The sequence below is a fragment of the Marinomonas sp. G8-14 genome, from assembly GCF_055808935.1.
Genome location: NZ_CM147891.1, coordinates 1920847 through 1945854, shown reverse-complemented (window position 1 = coordinate 1945854; position 25008 = coordinate 1920847). Strand labels below are relative to the sequence as shown.

The 25008-nt window shown below is 44.4% G+C and carries 18 protein-coding genes; 5 read left to right on the top strand and 13 right to left on the bottom strand.

From position 1 onward, the window contains the following. Nucleotides 1-50 precede the first annotated feature (50 nt). The 8 genes from AC0L6V_RS09870 to AC0L6V_RS09835 form a co-directional block, all read right to left on the bottom strand. Nucleotides 51-857: an ABC transporter ATP-binding protein gene (locus tag AC0L6V_RS09870; protein WP_409419741.1), complete on the bottom strand. Its 807-nt coding sequence runs from the start codon at nucleotides 855-857 to the stop codon at nucleotides 51-53. Next, complete coding sequence (locus tag AC0L6V_RS09865) at nucleotides 854-1900, bottom strand: FecCD family ABC transporter permease (protein ID WP_265218929.1); 1047 nt, start codon at nucleotides 1898-1900, stop codon at nucleotides 854-856. Before AC0L6V_RS09865 ends, AC0L6V_RS09870 begins: the two co-directional genes overlap by 4 nt. Then, nucleotides 1897-2751 carry a FecCD family ABC transporter permease gene (locus AC0L6V_RS09860; RefSeq protein WP_418138990.1) on the bottom strand — a complete coding sequence of 285 codons (855 nt, stop codon included), beginning with the start codon at nucleotides 2749-2751 and terminating at the stop codon, nucleotides 1897-1899. The genes AC0L6V_RS09865 and AC0L6V_RS09860 overlap by 4 nt, the downstream gene beginning before the upstream one ends. A 10-nt stretch (nucleotides 2752-2761) precedes the next feature. Further along, nucleotides 2762-2923 carry a hypothetical protein gene (locus tag AC0L6V_RS09855; protein WP_418138989.1) on the bottom strand — a complete coding sequence of 54 codons (162 nt, stop codon included), beginning with the start codon at nucleotides 2921-2923 and terminating at the stop codon, nucleotides 2762-2764. Further along, nucleotides 2920-3903 carry an iron-siderophore ABC transporter substrate-binding protein gene (locus AC0L6V_RS09850; RefSeq protein WP_265218932.1) on the bottom strand — a complete coding sequence of 328 codons (984 nt, stop codon included), beginning with the start codon at nucleotides 3901-3903 and terminating at the stop codon, nucleotides 2920-2922. Before AC0L6V_RS09850 ends, AC0L6V_RS09855 begins: the two co-directional genes overlap by 4 nt. Nucleotides 3904-4037: 134 nt before the next feature. Next, on the bottom strand, nucleotides 4038-4784 hold the full coding sequence (locus tag AC0L6V_RS09845) for a helix-turn-helix domain-containing protein (protein WP_265218933.1): 747 nt from the start codon (nucleotides 4782-4784) through the stop codon (nucleotides 4038-4040). Nucleotides 4785-4930: 146 nt separating this feature from the next. After that, complete coding sequence (locus AC0L6V_RS09840; RefSeq protein WP_265218935.1) at nucleotides 4931-7381, bottom strand: YbcC family protein; 2451 nt, start codon at nucleotides 7379-7381, stop codon at nucleotides 4931-4933. Between the two features lie 37 nt (nucleotides 7382-7418). Continuing rightward, complete coding sequence (locus tag AC0L6V_RS09835) at nucleotides 7419-8993, bottom strand: NADH-quinone oxidoreductase subunit L (protein WP_265218936.1); 1575 nt, start codon at nucleotides 8991-8993, stop codon at nucleotides 7419-7421. 98 nt (nucleotides 8994-9091) lie between these two features. Here AC0L6V_RS09835 and AC0L6V_RS09830 point away from each other — a divergent pair, with 98 nt between their 5' ends. From AC0L6V_RS09830 to AC0L6V_RS09810, 5 genes are all read left to right on the top strand, one after another. Next, entirely contained in the window at nucleotides 9092-9976 is an 885-nt protein-coding gene (locus AC0L6V_RS09830) for a LysR family transcriptional regulator (RefSeq protein WP_265218938.1), read from the top strand. A gap of 494 nt (nucleotides 9977-10470) precedes the next feature. After that, nucleotides 10471-11439 carry a hypothetical protein gene (locus tag AC0L6V_RS09825; protein WP_265218940.1) on the top strand — a complete coding sequence of 323 codons (969 nt, stop codon included), beginning with the start codon at nucleotides 10471-10473 and terminating at the stop codon, nucleotides 11437-11439. Nucleotides 11440-11459: 20 nt separating this feature from the next. Next, nucleotides 11460-11960: a hypothetical protein gene (locus AC0L6V_RS09820; RefSeq protein ID WP_265218941.1), complete on the top strand. Its 501-nt coding sequence runs from the start codon at nucleotides 11460-11462 to the stop codon at nucleotides 11958-11960. A gap of 441 nt (nucleotides 11961-12401) precedes the next feature. After that, nucleotides 12402-19481, top strand: coding sequence for an SDR family NAD(P)-dependent oxidoreductase (locus AC0L6V_RS09815; RefSeq protein ID WP_409419738.1), 7080 nt, complete (start codon nucleotides 12402-12404; stop codon nucleotides 19479-19481). Continuing rightward, a complete protein-coding gene (locus tag AC0L6V_RS09810; RefSeq protein ID WP_265218945.1) occupies nucleotides 19478-20233 on the top strand; it encodes an aspartyl/asparaginyl beta-hydroxylase domain-containing protein in 756 nt (251 codons plus the stop codon). Before AC0L6V_RS09815 ends, AC0L6V_RS09810 begins: the two co-directional genes overlap by 4 nt. Nucleotides 20234-20333: 100 nt before the next feature. On the opposite strand, the gene AC0L6V_RS09805 is transcribed toward AC0L6V_RS09810, so the two are convergent. From AC0L6V_RS09805 to AC0L6V_RS09785, 5 genes are read right to left on the bottom strand one after another with little or no spacing between them, the layout of a single operon-like run. After that, a complete protein-coding gene (locus AC0L6V_RS09805; RefSeq protein ID WP_265218947.1) occupies nucleotides 20334-21758 on the bottom strand; it encodes a hypothetical protein in 1425 nt (474 codons plus the stop codon). A 24-nt stretch (nucleotides 21759-21782) separates the two neighbouring features. Further along, the gene (locus AC0L6V_RS09800; protein WP_418138988.1) at nucleotides 21783-22988 is read right to left on the bottom strand and encodes a hypothetical protein; all 1206 of its coding nucleotides are present in this window, start codon (nucleotides 22986-22988) and stop codon (nucleotides 21783-21785) included. Continuing rightward, entirely contained in the window at nucleotides 22921-23652 is a 732-nt protein-coding gene (locus tag AC0L6V_RS09795) for a hypothetical protein (RefSeq protein WP_418138987.1), read from the bottom strand. Before AC0L6V_RS09795 ends, AC0L6V_RS09800 begins: the two co-directional genes overlap by 68 nt. Beyond that, a complete protein-coding gene (locus AC0L6V_RS09790) occupies nucleotides 23574-24725 on the bottom strand; it encodes a hypothetical protein (protein ID WP_418138986.1) in 1152 nt (383 codons plus the stop codon). The genes AC0L6V_RS09795 and AC0L6V_RS09790 overlap by 79 nt, the downstream gene beginning before the upstream one ends. Beyond that, nucleotides 24707-24991, bottom strand: a complete 285-nt coding sequence (locus AC0L6V_RS09785) for a hypothetical protein (protein ID WP_418138985.1) — start codon at nucleotides 24989-24991, stop codon at nucleotides 24707-24709. Before AC0L6V_RS09785 ends, AC0L6V_RS09790 begins: the two co-directional genes overlap by 19 nt. Nucleotides 24992-25008: the final 17 nt, after the last annotated feature.

Below are 25008 nucleotides of genomic sequence, written 5' to 3'. Positions count from 1 at the left end.
TGATTATTAATAAAAAATTTGATTAAACTGTTCCAATGGCCTTAAGCTTATTAAGGTGTGCTTCTTTTGTGACGTCCAATTGGTAACACCATGGGCGTCTCTGATATTGGGTCCGTTATTACTTGGTTGTTTAAGCCAAACACTGTATGAATTGTCGCTTCAGTGATGACCTCTGTTGCCGTGCCATAGGTAAAGACGCGCCCTTGTTGCATGGCAATAAGCTGGTCTGAATATCGGGCCGCGAGGTTGAGATCATGTAAGACCAGAACAATGGTCGTGCCTCGACTTTTGTTTAAATCAACGAGCAGGTCTAATACCTCAATCTGATGCGCCACATCTAAAAATGTCGTGGGTTCATCAAGCAGTAAAATCTCGGTTTCTTGTGCCAACGCCATGGCGATCCATACGCGTTGTCTTTGTCCGCCAGAGAGTTCATCAACATCTTTCTCCAGTAGCTCCGTGGTTTGGGTGGTTTCGAGCGCCTTGGCGACGGCTTCATCATCCGCTTTACTCCAGCGCGACATGAGTCTCTGATGTGGATAGCGTCCTCGGCTTACCAGATCGCCCACCGTAATGCCTTCAGGCGCGGTAGGCGATTGTGGCAACAGACCAAGTGTCTGTGCCAATTGTCGCGTTGGGCTTTTGTGTATGGATTTTCCGTCTAGTAATACCTGACCTTTGCTGGGCGTCAGTAAGCGTGACATGGTGCGCAGCAAAGTGGATTTTCCACAGGCGTTGGCACCGATGATCGAGGTGATTTGGCCAGGGGCAATCTTTAGCGTTATATCTTCTAGAATGGTTTTATCACCGTAACCTGCTGACAGCGAGTCCACAACCAGTTGATGTTTTTGTGTCATAGCGCGTTTCCTTTTTGATTCACGCGAATAATCAGATAAATAAGATAGGGCGCGCCTAAAGCTCCGGTAATGACGCCAACGGGATAACGACTTGGCAGAAGAAACTGTCCAATATAGTCGCCCACCATAACGAGGCAGGCGCCAACCAGACCGGCTGGAATAATCAGAGAACCATTATTTTTGATGAGGCGCATGGCAATAGGTCCGGACAAAAAGGCGACAAAAGCAATTGGTCCGGTGATGGCAACACTGACGGCGATGAGTCCAACGGCGGCGACCATGACGGTTATACGTGTCATGCCAGTGCGTACCCCAAGCGCTTGGGCGGTATCATCGCCCATTCGCAAAGCGTCGATCTCCCGTGCGCGGCTCAATAGCAGTCCCCCAAAAATGCATAAAGAAACCAGTAATGGATAAGCTTGATCCAATTGCGCTGAATTGACGCTGCCTGTTAACCAGCGCATGGCTTCTTGTCTATCCCAGGATTGAGCTTGGGAGAGCAAATACACAATAACGCTTTCAATCATAGCGGAGACACCGATACCGACCAAAATAAGTCGTGTTCCTGTGACGCCACCATGGCGGAATGCTAAAACGTATACAACAAGCGCGATTAATAGACCGCTGATAATGGAGAAAAAAGCCACGCTGCTGCCGCTCATATTGAGCATAATAATGGCAAAAACAGCCGCCGCAGAAGCGCCAGAGCTGACTCCGATAATATCTGGGCTAGCAAGCGGGTTTCTCAGCATAATTTGAAACGCGACGCCAGCCATGCCAAAACTCATGCCAACCAGCATGGAAATGACGGCACGCGGTAAGCGAAGGTGGCCAACGGTAAAAGAGGCACCCGGTACCGTTTCTCCTAGTAGTACCCGCAAAACCTCACTTGGTGGCGTAACGGATTGACCAATACTTAGCGTGATCGTAAAAACTGTCATGGCCAAAACACATAGGATGGTAACAATGCTGGTCCACTGTTTTGATCGTCGTTGGCGTCCTGTTCTGACTCGATTAACGGTGTGGTCTAGGTGATTTGTCATAGTTCTTTCACCCGTTGGCGTCGCACAATCCAGATGAAAAAGGGTGCGCCAACAAAGGCGGTCACCACACCAACCGATAATTCACTGGGTCTGGATATAATGCGGCCAAGGACATCGGCGATTAATAATAAGCTGGCTCCGCCCAACGCGGAAAACACCAACAACCAACGATTATCAACGCCTACCAAGAGTCTACATAAGTGGGGAATAACCAAGCCAACAAAGCCTATAGGCCCGCAGATAGCGGTGGTTGCACCACACAGTATAACCGCGGACAACCACGCCATAGATCGAGTCAAGACTACTTTTTCTCCCAAGCCTGCAGCGATATCTTCACCTAGTGCTAAGACATTGAGTTTTCTTGCCACAATGACACTCATGAAATAGCCCACGAACAGAAATGGCAGTATGAGCTGTATGCTGTCAAACGTGGCACCGCCAACACCACCGATTTGCCATGATTGTGCGCCACCTGCGATGTCATTTCTGGGTAAAATCACCGCCATGGTAAAAGATGACAGAGCGACAGAAGTGGCGGCTCCCGCCAGTGCATACTTCAGTGGTGTCGATTTTCCTCGGCCTAAGGAACTGATGAGATAAACAAAGAGTGCGGTGCTTCCAGCGCCTAGAATGGCCAGCCAGATATAGCTGTTGAGTTGATCGATACCGAACCATGCAAGCCCGATGACCACAAAAAATGCGGCCCCTATATTGACGCCCAAAATACCTGGGTCAGCCAAAGGATTACGGGTAACGCTTTGCATAATCGCACCTGATAAGCCTAAAGCGCTGCCAGCTAATACGGCTAACACAGTACGAGGAATACGCATGGTCACCGAGGCTTCCCCCATGGTGTCCATCTTACCTTGCAGAGCCTACAACTATCTCTTGCCAAGACACGTCTCTGGTGCCAATGGCAATCGAAAGAAAACATAAGGCAGCTAATACGGCTGCAGCGACAACCAGAGCAAAGAGGTTTTGTCGGAATAGCGCGTCTGAGTTGATAGTAGGGTATTTATTCATTGTGATTTTCGTGCGGCTGCCGCGAGCGCTTTTAGGTAATCATTGAGCACCCAAGATATCGATAAGGGGGTTGGGTTAGCGGCGGTCGCCAGCGGACTGTTGCCAAGCATAACAATGGCGCCGTTTTTAATGGCGCGCATTTTTGACATGAGTGGATTTGCGTTCAGCGGTGTTAGTAGATTGTCATTGCCGTAGGTGACAAAAATATCAACATCATTAAATTCGTCTATTTGTTCAATGCTGCTTTCACCAGAATATTGCCCATTGCGGCTAATTTTTTTGACACTATCAGGAGAGTGCAGACCTAGATCATCAAAAAAGCTAACGCGTGCGTCATGGGTGCTGTAAAAGCGTATGACGCTTAAATCGGTGGGATCAAGGTGGGTGATAAACATGGCGGATTTATTATGAAGTTCTGGATAGCGCGCCACTTGTTCGGCAATGTCTTTTTCAATCTTCTTGATCAGTGCGTCGCCTTCTTTTTTCATTCCTAGACCAGCGCTGTTAATACGAATCATACTGCGCCAGTTTGTTGACCAAGGCGCATCTTGAAAAGCAACGACAGGCGCTATCATGCTGAGGGTGTCGTAGTCTGATTGGCTTAGGCCAGAGTAGGCCGCAAGAATCACGTCTGGCTGTGTGGCGGCGACCGCTTCAAAATCGATCCCGTCTCCCTCATCAAATAAGACCGGTGTTTTGGCGTTTAACTCTCTCAGTCTCGCGGCGACCCAAGGCAACACGCCATCACCGTCATCGTCGCCAAACTTGGCCGCAGCAAAACCAACGGGCACGATTCCTAACGCCAATGGCACTTCATGGTTTGCCCAAGCGACAGTAGCAACACGTTTAGGTTGTTGTTTAATAATCGATGTGCCAAAAGCATGCTGAATGGTGATGGGAAACTGAGACTCTTCTTGCGCTAAAGAGACACTAGAAAAGATAAAGGTAATGGTAATAATGATAATCGATACTAAATTCATTTTTTCACCAAACATTCAATAGGTTCATTATTGGGTGCAATGGGATGTATTTGATTGTAAAACAAGGCTTTGATGTCGCGACAACGGGAGCGTTAGAAGCTAATCATTTTATGCAGCGATCAATGATAGAGGGATTATTTAGAGGATAATTGTACAAATCGGTCGTTTTTGTCTTGGGCTATTTGCTTAGGCGTGAGGCTAGAGTATTTTTTGACTAGCTTAATAAAATGCGATTGGTCGTTGAAGCCATTTTCAGGAAACAGCTGACCCACTTCTAAAAATTCGAAACTGCTACGAAACCGCAAAATATCACAGTAGCTCTTCAGCGGCAGACCAAGCCATTTATTGAAATAGCGATTCATTTGACGACTACTCCAATTTGCCGCCGCGGCGATATCGGTTACTGATATGTCGCCCTTAGATTGATAAATTAATTCAGACATGATTTTTTTGCGCGGGTCCATTGGTGTTGTCATCTGCGCTGTAAAATATTGGCTTAGTTTGTCACAAAAAAGAGGGAACTCTAGTAGATCATTGATTTCTATGCCCGCAAAACCGTTTGCTAGAGTAACGCGATCATTGATTATGTCCGCTACCGGCCTATGCAACAAATATTCTGCGGCGAGAAGTTTTAGTCGAACCCCAAAGAGGACGGAGTTGGCTGGCATGTACCCTTTTTGCGAATGGGTTTCCAGCCCTACCAAAGAAACATGGAGCGGATACTGCTCGCTGTGAAAAAAGTATAAATCGATCCCCCCGTCAGGAAAGGTGACAAGCTCCTCGTCCTTATTCGTTGGATTTTTGATCATCCAGTAGCTTTCGATAAAGGGCGATAACTCATCATTTGGCGCCAACGACGCAAGTTTAATCGTCGATTTCATTGTTCAACTTTCACTGCTTAAACCACACCATGGATGATAAATTGTTAGCACAATAGAGTAACTAACAAACGGTCATATCTCTACAGTAAAAGCATTTTTATTGCGATTTTCTGAACGCGACGTCATTTCTATAAAATGGTGTCACGTTATACCTGCATCTCCCATGTTTGTTGGTAAAAGCGTTCAATTGTGCCTTTTTCATCCCAGCGTAGTAGGTAGAGCCATTCGTTGTCGATCAAATAACGCACGTTATCGTGTTTTGCGGTGACCTGTTCGATGGCCTCTCTTGGCGCGGCGATATACACAGTCAGTCGTTGTGGCTGGTGCATCCATTTTTCGCCATTGTGTAAAGATTGCAATGAAAGGCCAATGCGCAGGTCGCCACCATTGCCTTCAAATACGCCTATGTTTCCTCCAACGGCATTGTGTAATACCTTGTTGCCGCTGCCGTATTTTAAGGGATCAGTGACAGAAGCGTTGTATTGCATATTAATCCAATTGGTGACGATCATCGGGGCCGTCATGATGAGTTCGAGCACGTTAAACCCTGTATCGTTTTGCCATTGGTAATCGTGAAGAAAGCTGCGACCTTGTAGGTCTACTTGGCGAGTCCAGTTTCTTGGTGCAACAATAAACGCAGCGTTATTGGCTAATCCCCATTCGGGGCGTACTTGCGACCAGTCTTGGCTGCGTTTTAGATACGCTTTATTGAGTTTGTCATCATTAGCGTTGAGTAGCGTTGGATCTATTTGTAAGATGCGTTCTCGTTGGGCTTTTTTGGTGGCCGCGTTGAGCCAGTGACACACGTTTTCCTCTACATTATCATCAAAGCAGCTTATGTGATCTGTGGTGGTGTTGTGTAGCGCCGCAACAAATCGGCTGCTGTCTGGGATGTCAACACCAGATGTTCGTAGCTCCGCTCGAACCGCTTGGTCGTTGAGTAGTTGAGCGAGCACTCGTACATTAATTTCCCCCGTCTGTCCGCCACAGGCACCGCAATCTAGCCCAGCCGCATGGAGATTATTCGTCGAGTGGCTACCGTGTCCAACCAATAAAATAGTCTTCGCAAAATGCGTTAAGCCCATGGCGTGCAAGATGCCTTTTGCCAAGCCCGCTTTTTCTTCTAAGGTTAAGAGTTTGTCTTCTTTTGTCAGTGTCCATTTGTGATGATGACTGAGACGGTTCAGTGGATTTTCTCCACTGCTGGAGAAAAACGACTTTTTCAGCATTTTGAACGCGTACAGCCAACCCATGGATTCCACCATGGAGAAGGTGGACGGTGCCGCTTGCGACCAGCCGTGCCAACGAGCGCGTTTATTGAGTCCAACCGCCGTCTTTATGACGGATGAAGAGTTGAACGACTGGTTGTCTGATGCGATGGCTTCGGTGGCGCGAATCGCCGGTTTTAACAGCCCTGGTAATTGTGGGCGAGAGAGGGCGCTTGCTTGGGGTTGGTATTCCAATGGCAGGCCAAAAAATCCCGCGAATCCTAGCGTTTGAATATGATCACTTTGCGCCTCCAACGCACGACGCATGACTTCAGAACGCACATCAATACAAAACGCCGCTTGAAGTATGGGTGTTTGAACGGCAGGCTGCGGTTTTGCTGTCAGTAAAGTGTGATTGAGCCGTTGTTGATAGCTTATTTCCGCGGCTTTGGCCCACACCCATAACAGACGTTGTGCGTTTTGTTGTTGGCGAATTAGGTCAGGCAGCTGATGCTTTTCTCGTGTCCATAGAACTTTTAACAGTTCGGCGGTATCTGGATCTTTTGCCTGATAGTAACGCCAGATGACCAGCTCCCACGCCATACGAATGGCTAAGAGCGCCAACATGTCGTCATGTGGCTGATCATAAAGTTCACCTTGCCAACGCAAGTAAGCCACCCACGACCCCCAACCATTAATATCGAGCAATAATGCATGGGCATAATGGCTGAGTAGATCGTCACTGAGTGTTAAGGTCTCTATGGCTTGGGCGATGACTTGCTCAGGTGTGTCGGGCAGTTGTTGAAACAAGGCCTGTAACCCTGGCTCGTCTAAGATAATACTGAGGCCTTTGTCCCGACGAGTAACATCTAGCCAGTGTTGATATAGGTCGGGCTGATGGGCGGTGTCCTGACGTCCTAGAATAGGACGTAACTGTTGATAATGCGCTGCGCAAAACTGGCTAATTTGATGCGTGATTTCATCGCGCCAAGCCATTTTGTGCGGATCGCGTTGATTGTCTAACAAGTCTGAAATGTTGTGCCAGTTTGCGGTGGCTGTGTCTTCTTGTAAAAAGGCGACCAGTGCTTCTTCTTTTAAAGGCGTACCTTGTGCCTGTGCCGCCTGTATTAAGGCACTGGATGAAATTTCACCGGATTGATAACCCTGCAAATAATAGGATGATGGCATCAATAATTGCGCACCGCCTAGCGTGCTTAGTATTGCACTGACGCGCTCAATTGGCTGATGACGCATTGGCCAAAAAGGGTTCACGGCAATCATCTGATCCAATGGCCAAGTTGGCGCAATATGTTGTCCAGCTGACTGTAATATCGCCATTTGTTTCTCTGTTAACATCGAGCTTTGAGTGGCGCTGATGGCAGCATTCATCTGGTAATTCCTTCTTAGAAACGTTTGTATGACGTGTTTACTTAATGGACGTTTGTTGTGTTAAGGTTTTGCTGTTAACGCGCGTGGGTAAACGCAATGGCCACACTTTTAATGTCAGGCGAGTTAACCATTCATCAAGGTACAAACCCGCAAACAGCGCCATCGATAAATGTTGCACTGACGGTCGTTGTGCTTGATAACGCAGCAACCAACTCAAGATAAATAAACTGATAAATAGCCCCATAACCCAGAAATCAGCCAAGCTTAACGCAGGCATACGCAACATTGAGTTGATTGGCAATACAAGGCCAAAGAAGGCTTTCATGGTGCTGTAAATGGTCAACAGTATTAGGGTTAAGCCGATAGCAGACATTAGGCTGGCTTTGCGTTGCTGGCTATGACGTTGGGCGATTAACATGGTCAACGCTAACCCAAATAATACCCAAGCACTCCAAACGCCTTGGTAATGAATCACGTACGCCGCACCAGCTACAAGACAAGCTGAGAGCATGGCCGCGACTAACCAATCCCCAGCGGATGGGGCTTTTGCCGGAGCAAGACGACGCTGAAGGTCGTCATGGATGGCATTACCTGAGTTTAAGAAAGCGTGCGCTTTGTAAACTGAGTGAGTCAGCAAATGCAGTAGGGCCAGTTCAAACAATCCTAGTGCGCATTCCAATAACATTAAGCCCATTTGTGCACTGGTCGACCATGCCAAACGCACTTTTAAGCTGATTCTGGTGGTCATAATAAGGGCGCTGATGACTGTTGTTAGTCCCGCGACAATGAGCACTAACCACTGCGCCGTGGCGACTTGGAGTAGTAAGGTACCAAAGAGTATTAATAAGAAGCCGCCTAGGTTAATCACACCTGCGTGTAATAACGCGCTTACCGGCGTAGGCGCTTCAACCACCTGGATTAACCAACCGTGGACAGGCAGTTGCGCACACTTAATTAGTGCCACGATGGCGATTAAGACAGCGGCGACGTGTTCATTCGTGCTTAGCGACAGAGCGGTATTACTTGCTTGGAGGTTAAAAGTGTCCACCAATTCATGGATGAAAAAGGTGTTGTGGGCTTGATATAGACAAATAAAAGCGACCAATAAACACAATTCAGCTGTTCGAGCTAATAAGAACTTTTTATGTGCCGCCAGCGCGGCCCGTGGGCGTTCTGGATAAAAGGTGAGCAGCTTGTGCAGCGCCAGACTGATGCACACCCAACCCAACCAGAAGAGTATTAAATGGTTACTCATCACCACCAAAGAAACCGCAGCTAACGTGAGCAATAACCAGCGCCAATACACGTTTAATCTTGGTTCCGTCGCCATGTAGTTGCGTGAAAAGGTCATTAATATGGTGCCCATAAAGAGCACCAGCGCCAGCATAATCAGGCTAAGGTTTGAAGTACTAAGGTATTGCTGGGTTGGCAGGGGTGATGGCAATAGCCAATGGGCCAGTACACCAGCCGCAAAAAGCCCTATGATAAGAATATTCAAAAAAATAAGACGACGACCTTGGCTTTGGGTTGGTTTGCGACCGACTAACCAGCCTGCCAATACCAAGCTGATGGGTATACAGATGAAAAAAATGGAAGATAACAACGTGCTCATAGCTGGCCCCTTAATTAACTGGTGGCAAGTATGTCAGAACTGGATTGATTAAAAAAATATATATAAAATAACTAAACGTTCACTTTTACAGAATGATTATGAGCCGACTCAATTACCACCATTTGTATTATTTTTGGCGCATCGCCGTCGCGGGCAATCTTACTCAGGTTGCTAAGGAGCTGCACATTTCGCAATCGGCGCTTTCACTGCAGATTAAACAACTTGAGCATAATATGGATGTCGCCTTATTTGAACGCAGTGGCCGTCGCCTTATTTTGACCGACATGGGGCGACGGGTTTTGGCTTATGCTGATGATATTTTTAATAAAGGGGAAGAGCTGGAATCTTTCTTAAACAAAGGCATCCTTGCTGAAACTCAGCATTTGTCCATTGGGGTATTGCCAACGTTATCGAGAAACTTCGTTGAGCACTTTGTCAGCCCACTGCTGGCCAAACCTGAGGTGAGCTTTTCATTGACCGCTCGTGGCATGAGTGACCTGCTAAATGGCCTAACCAATCATGAATTGGACCTTGTACTGACCAATCGTCCTGTTAGTGCCGAAACAAAAGACGCGCCTTGGATTGTGCAACAAGTTTCCCGTCAGCCGCTCGCTATTGTTGGCCCGAAAGAAAGTAAGATACACACACCGTTTCCGCAAGGGTATGAATCGGCTCATTGGATACTACCAGGGAAAAACACCGAAATCCGAACGGCGTTTAACCTGCTTTGTGCCACATGGCAGTATCAGCCTGATGTCAAAGCTGAAGCCGATGACATGGCGATGCTGCGTCTTCTCGCGAGGGACAGCGGTGCCTTAGCCGTGCTACCACCGGTCGTTGTGAAAGACGAAATTCGACAAGGATTGCTGGAAGAATATCAACGCCTACCCGATGCTTACGAACACTTTTACGCCATCACCACACAACGCAAATTTGTGCCACAAGTTTTAATAGAATTGTTGCAAATGAGTCAAAATATTTAGTTTTTGAACGACAACTGTAATTTTTACTATCCTATTTGCTACATACAGTTAGCTCAATCAAATTATTAATGAGTAAGTTAGCCCCAATTTCTTTCAGGTTTGTATTGGTGTGATAGCTATACGTTACTAGGGAAGGTACGAATAAGCCTATCACATTCGGTAATCGCCTCGAATAACAGGTTTTGTCTACATGCTGAGACAAAAAGGTTTGTTCACGCCTTCTCTAGAGTGCATTCACGCCAAATAACCACTGCGTACCACTTACTTTCATAGTCGTTTTTCAAAGACATCTAAAGCGTTCGTGTAACGATGTGTAATATAACTTTTTTGTTTAAGCCAGTACTTTATTTTTTATAGCTAAAAATGATGAAGCCTCAGAAGAGCCTTTATATTACAGGTATCTATTTTAAAAATTTATTTATTGTTCTTAGTTCTTAAAAAACACCTGAAAATTGATAATAGAATACAGACAGGTATGAAGTTGGAGATATACTATGAATGAAGACCCAAAAAAAGTGAAATTTGATCTCTCTATTTTTAATGCAATAAATCATGGCCCCTTGAGACAGGGTAAATATAATACAACTATTGAATTAGAGTTAACCACTGGTAAGCATTTGTTTACGAGTGTGCCTGCGGTAATTGGTTCGTTTTTTCACTATAAAGTATATGGTCATATATCCATTCCATATAGTTATGACTCATCAACTGGGTATATTACTATTTGTGGGCCTGATGCAACTAGTGGAGAGCAACTGGTTATTCATACTTGCCTTGAACAACATACTAAGATGACCAGTCAGTATAATAGCAAGCGTTTTGATACCACCGAAGCTACTCCTAACATGTGGACGAACTTTATCGATAGCAATCCTACGGTTAAGCAAATGTATCAAACAACTATTCGACAAGTTATTGATACACTTGTAAATCAGTTGTTGGATGCAGGGGTGCAAGGAGTGATTCAAACCGGTTCTGCTCCTGTTGTGAATCCCTATAACTTCCAAGATTATAAAGCCATGTTTGCACCTGAAAAAGCAGATGTGGAACAACCTTCATTGGATGATCTGTTAGAAGTACAAAGTATTGTAGAATCAACCTATTACGGTACTATTACCTGGTCTCTGAATTATGCCTTTGCTAATATCATTGGCTCCACTAGCGATCCTAAGCCCCAAGGATATAGTAGCTGGATTAGACTATGGGCCGATGCCTGCAATAATGGATATGGCACAACTCACTGTTCTTCATTTAATTATGCAGACGGTCATACACCGTTCAATTGTAATACGACGGACTTTGTCGGTGGCCATGTTATTCCTGGGCAGAGCGCCAAAAGTGTTGCAAAAGGTGGTACAGCCTATATTTTTCCTATATGCAAGAGTCATAATAATAATGACAATGTTTACATGTCTAGTCGTTATAACCCAGTTGGTGTCGTGCTTCACAATTATAATCAGTAAATTTCAAATAAGGTGAAACCATGATTAACTACGTTTACAATGGCGTTTATCAGCAGGGCATGTCTGTTAGTGGAATGTTGCAATTGGGGATAACGAAAGGTGGAGGGCCAATTCCTAGGCTTACAGGTGGCGGTCTTTCTACGACGATTCCCCAAGCAACAGGGTTATTCGTTCCTTTCGACGGGACTGCGAATCACAGCATTGCGATTCCGTTACTAGCTTGTGCAGCGGTATTATTTTCCAGTACGGATCCTGATGCTCATTTAGGAACTTATGTTTATCATGCCTTGTCTGGTACGGTGAGTAATAACGCGATTAATACGGCCGTTGCAGCGCTCGGTAATCCACCGCTTGCTTCAATTCTCGTAGTATACACATTTCCAAATCCATCCGATGCCAATTACGTGGCTGCTGCCCAGAGTATTGTCAATTTTGGTATTCCCGCTGGACAAGTATTATTTGCCCCTAATTTAACTACTAGTGATTTCGGAGCAAGTGGTAATACCTTTATTGGGATCTGAGAATAGGTTTTTTTAATACGATTTAAATGATGTTTAAAATCGTATAGTATTGTTTTTTTATAGGTACTTATCAGAAATCTATTTCGTTTTATATCTAAGTGAATGTCCGCCATTGATGAGTTGATATATCATATTTCAGCTTACTTTATAAATTACACTATATTGTGTGAAGTTTTTAATTTTCATTCATTATGCTTAATAAAGCTATATCAATAATTAGTAAAGTCTTTGAGGGTTTGTTATTTTAAAGAAATATAATTATTGAAAGTATCTTCTATATTAAGGTTAATAGGTGAAGGTAGTGTAACTAGGTGTAATTGCTTATTGGATATCTGTTTTCTATAACGGTAGTCAGTGTGTCATTTCTCGCTAGGCTATGAGATCTGTAGTGCTTAAAGAAATGGCAGAATTCATGCTACGGATATAAGAGTTTGTAAAAATATGGATAATGCAACCTACAACTTATCTTCCATGATATTAACCAGACTCAAAAGTGGGGGAGAAAAAGTTGCATTTACTTTTATCTCCGACAATAATGAATCTACAGCGATTAGTTATGATCAGCTAAATAAATTAGTGCTACAAAAAGCTTCTATTTTACACAGTGAGATCGGCAGTAATCGGATAGCCTTGTTAGTGTTTCCAACTTGCCTTGAGTTTGTCACAAGTTTTCTTGCATGCATTGTGTCTAATGTCATTGCGGTTCCACTTCCCCTTCCTAAAAGCACCAAAGATAGAGTGAGTTTTGAGCGTGTACTAGGAGCATTAGATGTCACTGGAGCGAAGACGTTATTGTTGCGTTCATCAGACTTTTCTTTGTTTGCTAATCTCGATTTCAACGTACAGTTATTGGATTTGGATAGTACAAACAGTGGCAATTCGCCCACTTTTATAGCTCCCAATATTGAAGCAAAAGATACCGCTTATCTGCAATTTACATCGGGTTCTAGCGGTGCACCACGAGGTGTTGTTTTATCACATCGAAATGTTCTGGAAAATCTAGCTTCTATTAAGCGGGCATTTAATCATTCTGAGTCAACGGTTACGTTAAGTTGGCTTCCACTGCACCATGATATGGGACTAGTTGGGCATGTGCTACAACCCTTATTTGAGGGAGGGAGTAGTGTCCTTATTCCCCCTTCTAAATTTTTACGTGATCCGCTTTTGTGGCTTCGCTCAATCGATAAATACAAAGCCAATACGAGTGGTGGGCCTGCGTTTGCCTACCAGTTGTGTGCTTCTAAGCTAAAAGAAAATACTGACCTGGATTTAAGCAGTTGGAAAAATGCCTATGTTGGCTCGGATCATATACCTGCAGAAGTATTAAACAATGCATCTGAGTGTTTTAGTCGACATGGTTTTGATTCAGCCAGTTGGTTGCCTTGTTATGGACTGGCTGAAGTCACCTTGTTTGTCGGAGGCACAAACGAGCGTAATGTATTAATGCTGGATGTTGATGCATTAGCAAAAAATCAAGTTTCTGTATTGAACGAAGAGCTGCGCGGTAAACCCATATTTGGATATTGGATTAACTCATCAGATTTTGATGTCAAAATTGTCAATCCAGAAACGCTTATCGAATGTACAGAGGATGCGATTGGTGAAATCTGGCTAAGGGGGCGGTCAATAGGTGATGGGTATTATCAAAATGACGTTGCGAGTCATCAAACATTTAACCGTAAGCTACGTGGCGCTGAAAACGAGGGCTACCTATGTACTGGTGACTTAGGTTTTTTTAAAGATAATCGTTTGTATCTCACTGGAAGAAGTAAAGATTTGATCATTATTCGTGGTGTGAACCACTACCCTCAGGATATTGAGAAGACGGTTTTGATGGCGGATCCAGGCCCTGTTCATCATGAAGTAGCCTGTTTTTCGGTTGAGCGAAAAGGGCATGAGCAGCTTGTGGTGATCCGTGAAAGTCGTAATAGAGGTACAACGAGCGACGAGCAGACAATACGGCGTGAGTTAATAGCGTCAAAAATCGCTGACAATCATGCCATACAGGTCAGTCATGTGGTGTTCGTTAACCCTGGAACTATTGCCCGAACCACGAGTGGAAAAATATCCAGAAGCCAATGTAAGAAAGATTTTTTAGCCAATAAATACCATGATGCTCTTGCGGAGCAATCGAATAGTCAGCAAAGAAAAATACCAAACATGAACAATCGAGTGCCTATTGTGGGTATGGCATGTCGGTTTCCCGGATCCGCTAATAGTCTGGATGAATTTTGGGCGTTGTTAAGTGAAGGTCGGGATGCGATTAGTGAAGTGCCAGCGGATCGTTGGGACGTTGATCAATATTATAGTGAAGTTGCTCAAGCGGGAAAAATGAATACTCGTTGGGGAGGGTTTATAGACGATGTGGATCAGTTCGACCCTCAGTTCTTTTCGATTTCCCCACATGAAGCCGCGGAAATGGATCCTCAACAGAGAATACTATTAGAAACATCATGGCGAGCATTTGAACATGCTGGCATTACGAAAGAGCAATTAAAAGGCAGTAATACGGGCGTATTTGTCGGTATATCCAATGGCGATTATTTACGTTTAAAGTGTAAAAAAGACCCAGACTTTATCGACTTCAACGCCTATTCTGGTTTAGGGAATGCCTATAGCATTGCGGCTAATAGAATCAGTTATGTGTTTGATTTGAGAGGGCCAAGTGTGGCCGTGGATACGGCGTGCTCTTCTTCTTTAACGGCCATTCATGCCGCCGTTAAAAGTATTTTAGATGGCGAATGCGAGACTGCGATTGCAGGCGGTATAAACTTAATGTTGGCACCAGATGCAACCATTCTTTTATCGCAATTTGGCATGATGGCGGATGATGGACGCTGTAAAACGTTTGATAACTCTGCAAACGGTTATGTTCGATCTGAAGGTTGCGGTATGGTCGTGCTTCGACGATCCGAACTGGCTTTGGAAAATAGAGATTCTATCCTCGCTTGGATTTTAGGATCATGGCAAGGGCAAGATGGCCGTAGTAATGGTATTACCTCGCCAAATCCAGATGCTCAAAAGCAGTTGCTATTAAATACTTTAAAAAAAGCACAGGTAGACCCTTCTGATGTGACTTATATTGAGGCACATGGAACGGGTACCAAGGTAGGTGATCCGGTCGAGATGGAACAGCTCAATGCTGTTTACGGTCTTGATACTAAAAAAAGGTGTTATGTTGGATCAGTAAAAGCAAACATTGGCCATTTAGAGGCGGCGGCAGGTGTTGCTGGTTTGATCAAACTGATCTTAGCCATGCAGCATAAAAAGATTCCAAAACAAATTCATCTTAATGAGCTGAATTCTGATATCGACTTATCACAAAGTCGTTTTTATATCCCGACCACTGAAACCGATTGGCAAAAAGCTGATTCCGCGAGGTTGGCGGCCATTAGTTCTTTTGGTTTTGGTGGTGCTCTTGTGCACATGCTTTTGGAGGAAGGGAGCACTTGCCATGAGCCAAGTTCTCATGGGCAAGAGAGTGGCAATTATCATTGTATTTTGCCCATTTCAGCCAACACATTGGAAGCGATGGATAGCGTCACAAATCAGTGGAAAACGCTGTTAGCTGAGCGAAGATTTTTCTCGTTAAAACAGCTATGTCAGGTAGCGGCGACTCGTCGTTCCCATTTCCGATATCGTGCTTCTGTCGTAGCATCGTCCCAATTTGAATTTAGACAAGCATTATCCAACCTTGATATTAAAGACACAGCAGTAAGTCATCTTGCTGCTATGTCACCAGAAGCCGTATTTTTATTTAGTGGGCAGTCTGGTCATTTTGCAAGTATGGGAAAGTACTTATACCGCAACTTTTCGGTTTTTAAAGACGCATTTGATTTATGTGCGGATGCTTTTGAACGGAAACAACAAAGGTCACTGGTGGAGTTAGTCTTTTGCGACGAACAGGAGCCGGGTAGCAATGGCCTCACAGAGCTCGATGAATATGCGCAACCGGCTTTGTTTGCGGTTGAATACGCATTGGCACAACTGTGGATATCGTGGGGAATCATACCCAAAGTGTTGTTAGGGCACAGTTTGGGAGAAATAACAGCCGCCTGTCTGGCGGGCTGTATGACAGTTGAAGAAACCATGTCTCTTGTTATCGTCCGAGGGCGACTTATGATGCATGCCCCTGGACATGGCGGCATGCTGAGTGTGCTTGCTGGATACGAGGATCTTCGCACAAGTGTTGATTTGGATGCTTTAGAATTGGACATTGCTGCCATAAATGGAGAGTCCATAACCATAGTGTCAGGCCCAATGACATCAATATACGCATTGGAAGAGATACTGAAAACAAGACATATCAATAGTGGCAGGCTAAACGTTGTTCACGCATTTCATAGCCGAATGATGGATCCTATTTTGGATGAGTTCGAACAGGTTGCCGCAGAAATAGACTACAAAGCCCCAGTGTTACCTCTTATTTCAAGCGTCACGGGTAAGTCAATGCTTATGGCTCCGAGTGCTTCTTACTGGCGGCAACATTTAAGAGAATGTGTGCAATTTGATACCGCAATAGATCAAATACTCAAGGATACGTCATCAGCTATTTTTATTGAGATAGGCCCCGGAAAAACACTCACAACCTGTGTTAAACATAACCGGAATGTCTCGAAACATACCGTATTGTGTCAGTCACTTAATGATGATTCTTTAGGTCTTTCAACCATTCTGCAAGCGCTTGGTCAATTATATTTGGCAGGTGTGTCATTAGATTGGAATCGAATTTACGAGGCGACTGAATCTTCTCCATGTGATCTCCCCGAGCATCCGTTTAACCGAAAACGTTACTGGTTTGATGACGTTCCGGAAAACGAAATCGCAACGATTGAAGCCAGTGTTGAAAATACTTTACCAGATATCTATGACATAGTTTGGCAACCACGGCCGCTTGCAGAAATGGTTAAACCTGCGACTAAATCAACTGGTTGGATTATTATCGGACATGGTCGAGGTTATGCAAGGCGTTTACAAAGGCTCCTTGAATCTCAAAATAAGCCTGTGTTTTGTATCGTAGCGGGTAAAGAAAATAGCTTATGGCGAGACATACTGTGGTTTTTAAACTGGGGTAGTGCTTCAACTATATCGATGTGGGATCTTTGTGATTCGGAGGAATATGCAAAAACCTTAAATCGAATTATTAATAAACTGGCACGCTACAATGTCACAAATTGGCGCGTCGTTTACTTAGGAGCAATGGATTTAACAATCAGCACACAAACCTCTACTAACAGTTTAGAACAGGATCATGCGGGCGTTGGCGTATCTGGCTTGCTTGCGCTGATCAAAGGAATCAACAAAGTAGCTTTAAGAACCTCTTTATGGGTTGTGACACAAAATGCGGTTGCCGTGAATGAGTCTACAACCGAAGTTGAATGTGCAGACGTGTCAGTGGCACAAGCGCCTATTTGGGGGTTAATGAAAACCGCTTACTTGGAACACCCAGAATTAAGAGGTGGCTTGATAGATATCGAGGAAAAATTGGCGGATGAACAGCAACTTACCCTGTTGATCGAGCAAATGGAGGGTGGGATTGACGAGGCTCAGGTCGCCTTTAGGAAGGGGATTCGTTATGTGCAAGTACTTGAAACACTGCCATTAAACAACCATTTGCCTTACGTTGCTGATAGTGAATCAGCCTATATTATCACCGGTGGGCTGGGAGGGATTGGTTTAGCTTGTGCTGCTTGGTTGGTTGAAAAGGGTGCAAAACACATTTATCTATTAGGACGTCGTTCACTGCTTGATATAGAAGATCACATTAGCTTTGTTTCAGGCACATATGAGGCCGATTTGAATGTGTTGGATAAGGTTGAGCAATTAAGACAGGCAGGCGCGAATGTAGAATCGATCGCTTGCGATATTCGGGATCATCAAAAGGTATCCGAGGTTATACAGCAAATCAGAAGTGTTAGACCGATAAAAGGGGTGCTTCACGCGGCAGGGGTGAATTGGGTAGCGAAGACCATTGACGTTGATCGACAAAAGCTACTCGACTCGATGGCCATTAAAGTATCAGCAGCATGGAATCTTCACCAGTTGACGATAAAAGATGATGTTGATCTATTTGTTTTATTTTCATCCGTCTCGGCGCTCTGGGGGTCTGTTAACCTTGCTCACTATACGGCTTCGAATTACTTTCTTGATGCTTTGGCTCAGCTAAGGCATCAGCAAGGAAGAAAAGCGGTGTGTATTGATTGGGGACCTTGGTCTGATGTGGGGATGAGTGCGAAAGAAGAAGAAACGAAATTACTTGAAATGTTGGGACTCAACCTAATAGCACCTGATCAAGCACTCGCGTTTATGGAACGTTTAATTGTCAATAACCAGCCTCAGGCTGTGGTGGCGAGCTTCAACTGGAAACGTTTTCAGTCTTTTGCTAATTTTTCACTTTCTCCTTCCATGTTTGAAAAGATTACTGTGGAAAGTGCCTTAGTATCATCTTTACCTAACCTAGCAAATTTCTCTAATCTTACTAAAGAACAAGCGCGGGAAGAGCTGCTTAAGATCATTAAAACGCATCTCAGTTCGGTATTGCATCATGCCTCTGATAAGCAATTTGATGACAACACGCGTTTTAATTTTATGGGAATGGACTCGTTAACGGCGATGGCATTGTGCGCGCGTTTAGAAACCCACTTGGGAATCGATATTTCAGCGATGGCCGTCTATAACTACCCAACGATAGGCAAATTAGCGGACTATCTGTATTCGTTAATGGATTGTGGCTCTGAAACGACAGAAGGAGAAGCTGAACAGATTTTGTCTTCTCGTTTTTTTAATGTGCCAAATGTAAACGACAAGGGCTTTAGGTTGTTTTGTTTTCCTTACGCAGGCGGTGGTGCATCGGTTTTTGCTGAATGGCGATCCATGATGAACGCTGAGGTAGATATTATCCCATTGGAATTACCAGGACGCGAAAATCGGATATCTGAGCCATCAATGACGCAAATGCCAGATATAGTGGATGCGATTGTTGAAGAGTTAAAACCTTATATTGGCAAACCATTTGGCTTTTTTGGACATAGTTTAGGTGGGTTGTTGTGTTTTGAGGTCGCTAGAAAGCTGCAAAGCTTGGGGCTGCCACTTCCTGAACCAATTGTGATATCTGGCAGTGTACCCTCTCAGTATCGGAAAAGCGAAGGTCTGCATAGGCTACCTGATAATGAATTACTTGAGGCATTGTCTAATCGGTTCGGTATTGTACCACGGGGCGGTTGGAGTGAAGATTTACAAAAAGCGCTCATTCCCACTTTGAGGGCTGATATGCAGCTCTCCGAAAGCGTGGAAATCTTAGATCATAGCCCACTTAATGAACGTATTCATTTATTTGTTGGACGCGATGATGAGTGGGCACCACCTGAATCCATGAAACATTGGCGGGAGATGACGACAAAATTGCCAGTTATTGAGTTATTTGAAGGGGATCATATGTTCATTCGAGGTGAGGCGAAAAATGATGTGATCCAATGTGTTAAACAGTTGATATCCGAGCGTCGAGAGGAAACCCATATATGAGCAAAGCAAATCAGGCAATTTGGTATGAAATATATGGCGGTCGATATATAAGTGATGATCCCTTTTTCTTTGACGAAAAGGATTTTGAGTGGACGCAAACACTGAAGGATAATTGGCACATTATTCGAGATGAAATGTTAGCATTACTCCAAGAACATCCAGAAAAACTTAAACCGTATTTTAGTAAAAATCTTGTTTTTCCGCCAAAACATTGGAAAACAACGGGCTTCTTTTTTTGGAATTGGCGTATTCATAAAAATTGTCGTAGGTGCCCAAAAACCACAGCAATATTAGAATCCATACCAAATTTAACGGGTGGGAATTTGAGTATTCTTGAACCAGGGGCGAACATTAACCCGCACCAGGGGGATACGAATGCTCATGTAAAAGTTCATATCGGATTATCGATTCCAAAAGGTTTACCTGATTGTGGTTTTCAAGTAGGTGATGAAATTCGTGGTTGGAAGGAGGGGGAATTACTCTTATTTTGCGACGCACATCGCCATACAGCGTGGAATCATTCAGATGAAAGACGGCTGGTGTTTATTATTGATGTTATTCGTCCAGAGTTTGCGCATAAAAAGCAGTCTATCTGTGTCAATGTGTTGGCAACCTCTATGCTACAGTTGCTTTATCAAAATGTTTCTTGGCTTAATCGGCTGCCAGGAAAAACCCATCACGTACTTCATTTTTTGATTCGTAATGTACTGAGGCTTGTGTTACCGATCCAAAATAAGCTTCGGTTGTTATAGTTTATCGGCCTATATATTTTTGAATTAGAATGAAACCGCCTCCCTGAATAACGCATAGGGAGGCGTTTGATTGATTAATGGTTAGCAGATTGTTACTTGGTTAGATAATCACATACAAAATACTTTGTACTTTGGTGCCATCACTCGCGGCTCCTACCAGCGTGTAGGTACCGGCAGAAGGTGCTTCGTACTGCCCATGGTCTATGGCACTCATGTCTTTCCCGTTTAACGTGAGAGAGACAAGGTTTGCAGTAACCCAGCTGATGGTTGACGTGTTTTTTTGCTGTCCGAAGTATTGAATCTGAGGATGAGATGTATCGGCTCCTCCCAAATAGTAAATACTATTATTGCCACCGGGTTGATAAATGGTTAATACGGCAGAACCATCATGTTCGAAAACATATTGAGAACCTAGCCAGTTGTCGGGAATGGTTTTGTGTATGATGCCTGATAGTTGTCCATCGTCATTATTGGCGTATTTGAAGTAAGCGAGTTGAACTTCTTGGATATCAAGTGTTATGGATGTACTGAAGCTATGGCCTTTATTCGTCGGGTCGTAACCTGTCAAGGTTAGGCTGTATTCAGCTGTTCCAGGAAGCTTACTCTTATCATTTGCTGCGTTATATACATCTAGACCAGGGGTGATTGATGGGAACTGAGATTTGGTTGGATTGGTATACCATTGTGAGCGACCTAAAGGACCAGTCCAATAAGCTGCTGTGGCGAACAGGCTGGTCCAAGCTAAATTGTTTGATTCTGTTGGGCCAATGTTCATGCCTCCTTCTTGAGTTTCTTCAGCTAACTCGAAAGAGGTAATGGCAGGAATATGCTTTGTCAAGGTCGCCGTCGCTTTCTGCGGTGCTTTACCAGTTGCGAATACTTGCAAAGTATAGGTTGTCTGAGCGTTCTGGCCTATGGGAGCGTCAATGGTATAGCTTTCGGTATGGGGTGGTTTACCGGATACCGGAAAACTGTCTGGAAATGGTTGTGATGAAGAGCCTGCCACGGTAACCGTTTCGCCTCCGGTCGTCTGCCACCATAGTGTGCTAGTGGCACTTTCTCCGATTGTTAGGGGATCAATCCATGCATAAATACCGAGTTCCTCTTTTACTTTATTCACCGGAATGGATGTGCTTGCTGATAATGAGGTAATGAATTCTTCAATCTCAATCGATGTTGATGCAGCCGTACCTGAGACACTGACATTCGTAAAGGTGACAAGAATACTTTGACCTGGGTTCAGTGTTGTTCCCGACGCAACACTCGATGTAACCTGATATTTACCACTGATTTTTGAAACACTAAACCCAGTTGTATTGGTTGATGCCGTAAAGGTATCCGCCGTTGTCAAATCGTTATCGTTTTGACCTACGGGGATGGTAATTTCTATAGAAGAGGGATCTCTTCCCCCTTCGAATAACAAAGCAGGAGAAGTAATCGGATTGCTAATGGTCAGTGTTAGGTTTGTCGTGGTTGCGATAAAAACCTGTTGTGGTTCAATTAGGTACGTCAGTAAAGTGTTCATTGTTTGATTCCTTTTTAATGGAGACTAATTGGAGTTACCACCAAGATTCTTCGGAGATAAAGTAAGCCAGCCTTCACTTAATGTCGGAGGCAAATCAGATAGAGTGGCAATGCCATTTTGGCTTCCCACATTGTCAGATGTTGTCCATTCGGTGACGTCTGTACGTGCAGCCCATCCCCACTTGCCACGAATTTCTGCCGGTAATGGCATTTGAATCGAAGCCGGATTTGTTAAAATAGGGCCTACCCTGAAACTTGCTTCCATCCTATTGAGTGCACTGATGTATTGACTTGATGACAGTCCGATAGTAATTGCAGGTTGACTTCCCATAATGAGAGGGATTTCTTTGGTTGGATCAACCAGCAGCGTAATGTACAAATCTTCGGCATCCGGTGCTATTTCGATCAAATAATTGGTGGTGACGTATGCTGAATCTGGCGTAGAGGTCATATCCAGAATTTTAGGAATACTTTGCCCAGACATCGGGTGTACTCTTAGTCCCGCTCTAATACCGCTAGTCGGAGTGTAAGCATGGGCTGAATATATAGTGTCGTATTGATTGCCAATAAAATAGCCGATGACACCGTTGGTCTGAAAACCTAGATCTCCAATACGGATATTGAAGTTAAATTGATTGATTGGCGTTTGTTGAGGGTCGTAAATTGGGGTGTTTCCATTACTTCCGACATAATATTGCCCAGTGTTTGCCCAGGATTGATTGTATAAAGGTCTGCCATGTAGGCTGAATTGCACTTTGGCGCGGACAAGAGCGAGGGGTTTACCTAGTAAAACAGATAGATTGCCCGTAGTGGAAACACTGCCTACAGCGTCGTTTGCCCATAATGCCGAGTCGATAATATTAAGTAAATCTCCGTAAGCTGAGCTACTGACAGTTCCAAAGTTTAATAGACTGGTCACGAAACCTTGTAAATGGGAGTTGGATAAGGCAGGCGAGGAACCTAAGGGAGCATCAGATCCAACGGGCTGATCCCACCTTAACCCCGTTGTATTGTTCGATCCTTCAATAGCAATGATGGATCCTTGGTTTATCCCTTCGGCATCAAAGACAATAAGCGAGTCATCAAGATGATTTGGCATAATCCAGCCGCAGATTGGCGAGGTAAGTACAGATGAGTTAGTCAGTTCTCCATCGTTCTTTGCGTTAACGAAGTTGAGGCTCTGTGCGTGTGGGCTGAATAATTCGTGGTGGTAACTGTGCAACGCTTTCATTTCCAGAACCTTTTGTAACCATGCTCTGAGAGACGAGCATGTCAATAGGATCTGGTTCTTTTTGTGGATTTTGCCCAACGAGTATTTGGCCGTAGGAGTCGACTACCCACAGTTTCATTAATTGAATATGGCCTGCGCGAACAGGAAAGAAAGGTAAAGACCCTGCATCAGAAATGGGTTTGGTATTGGGTGCGGTTCCTGTGTTGGGCTGGAAGTTCCAAGGTCCAGAACCGATTAAATCGATTTGTTCCTGTGTAACCGGAAGCTTAGAAGAAGCAAGTGCATAGGGTTGCATCATATTCATCAGTCGGGTTGTTAGTTGTTCACTAAACCCGCTCAAAGATTGTGCGACCATATCAATGCCACCCACTAAATCAGCGACTAACTCCAGATCGTCACGAATGTAATCAGGTAAATCATCATAGTCTGGGTTGTCTTTAAAGCTTGAAAATTGTGCTTGCAGAGTTTGCGCCGCCTCGGCATTTATAATTGAACGACCGACGAAATTTAAGGCGTTATTCGAAGGATTATCTAACTCAAATGTGTCCTTATATAAATAATCAATTTCGCTCAGCTCCCAGCCTTCTAACTGGTCAGATAAGGGGAAGTGCTTGAAGCGTTTGGTATCCAGCGGACTTGCCAGTCGACGAAAACCGGAGTCCAAGGTTGTGCGCTTCTTAAACTGACCGCTGCGGCGGAAGGAACAATGCCTTCGAATCCGGTTGTGGTTTGTACTAAAAGCTCATTTAATCCACCTGGCTCTGACCAGAGAGACGTTTGCATTGATTTTATGTCATTCGTTAGTTTATTCAGTTCGTCTTGTGAGGGTGTATGGTTTACTTTTTGAAACCAAAGTGTTGCTAGAAACAAGGCACTTGAGGGATCGAGTAAAATACCTTCCAGAATAAAACTACTTATTTCCTTTGGTAAACCAGCTAATACCGAAGTGGGTGAGCCACTGTCTTTTAGTGGTAATATTACTTGGTTGATGGCGAAAATATCGCTGGCTTCTAATGTTGCTGTGTTTTCTTCTGAATTGATCGTGAAAGTCAATTCCAGCCCCGTTATGGTTTGGCCTGTTACTCTCACTCGTAGCGTGTCTTCGCCACCGTAGGTGCCCGGAGCGGACCATTTTGTATCGATATCAGCGCCAGCCACGAGAACCACAGGATTATTAGGTTGAAAAAAGGGCGATTCGGATACGGGTTTAAGAATAAAGTCGCCTCCAAGTTCAGAGACTAACGAATCCTTTTGAAGCTTTATTTTATCGGTAAGGTCAGATAGATCCAATGCAGATGATGACACCGCCTGAGCCATAACATCCAGTGCGGCAGAAATGTCAGGTGTTAGCCAATTTGGTGAGCTTCGGTCTAGGTGGTTGGCTTTGAAAATAACCGCTCCCAGTTCTCCCCGTTGAGACTCAAGAATTCGGTTCTTTTCGTTATATTCTTGCTGTAGTGTATTGAGTTGCGTAAGCGATTCCGTTTGTGATTCCGTTAATACCACTACTTGGGTGTCCGAACTACTGAGTCCATCGCTGTTTGATTCTGAAACCACAGTCCATACTGAACCGCCAGAGACGCTATTAAATCTTGCTTGTTGCAATAGGGCTTCTGTTCCAACCACATCTGTCGTGAGTTGGTTTAGGATGCCGAGTTGGAACGCTTCAATTGCTTTTTCAATAATAGGAATATTGTCTGGCTGTTGCTGATAGGTATTTACAACCAGATTCGCCATATAGGCAGCAATGGCCTCAGCTCCGGTATTACCCATAGCAATAGTAGGGTATTTGATTCCTCCCCGAAGTCCCCTGTACCGTATGCAATGTCTTTTCCTTGCCAATTAATGGTTGCGATCAGGGAATGACAGATTAGTTGCTTCGCTAAATTTGGTTGTGCTTCGCTGATACCGTTTGTGTTGCGCCAAGTGGCCCAAGCTTTGGCGGCATTTTGCAATTGCTCTGGAAGGCTAGAGCTAGGCGTCCCAGAGTTGATTCCCCACACATTGGCAAACTCAGACC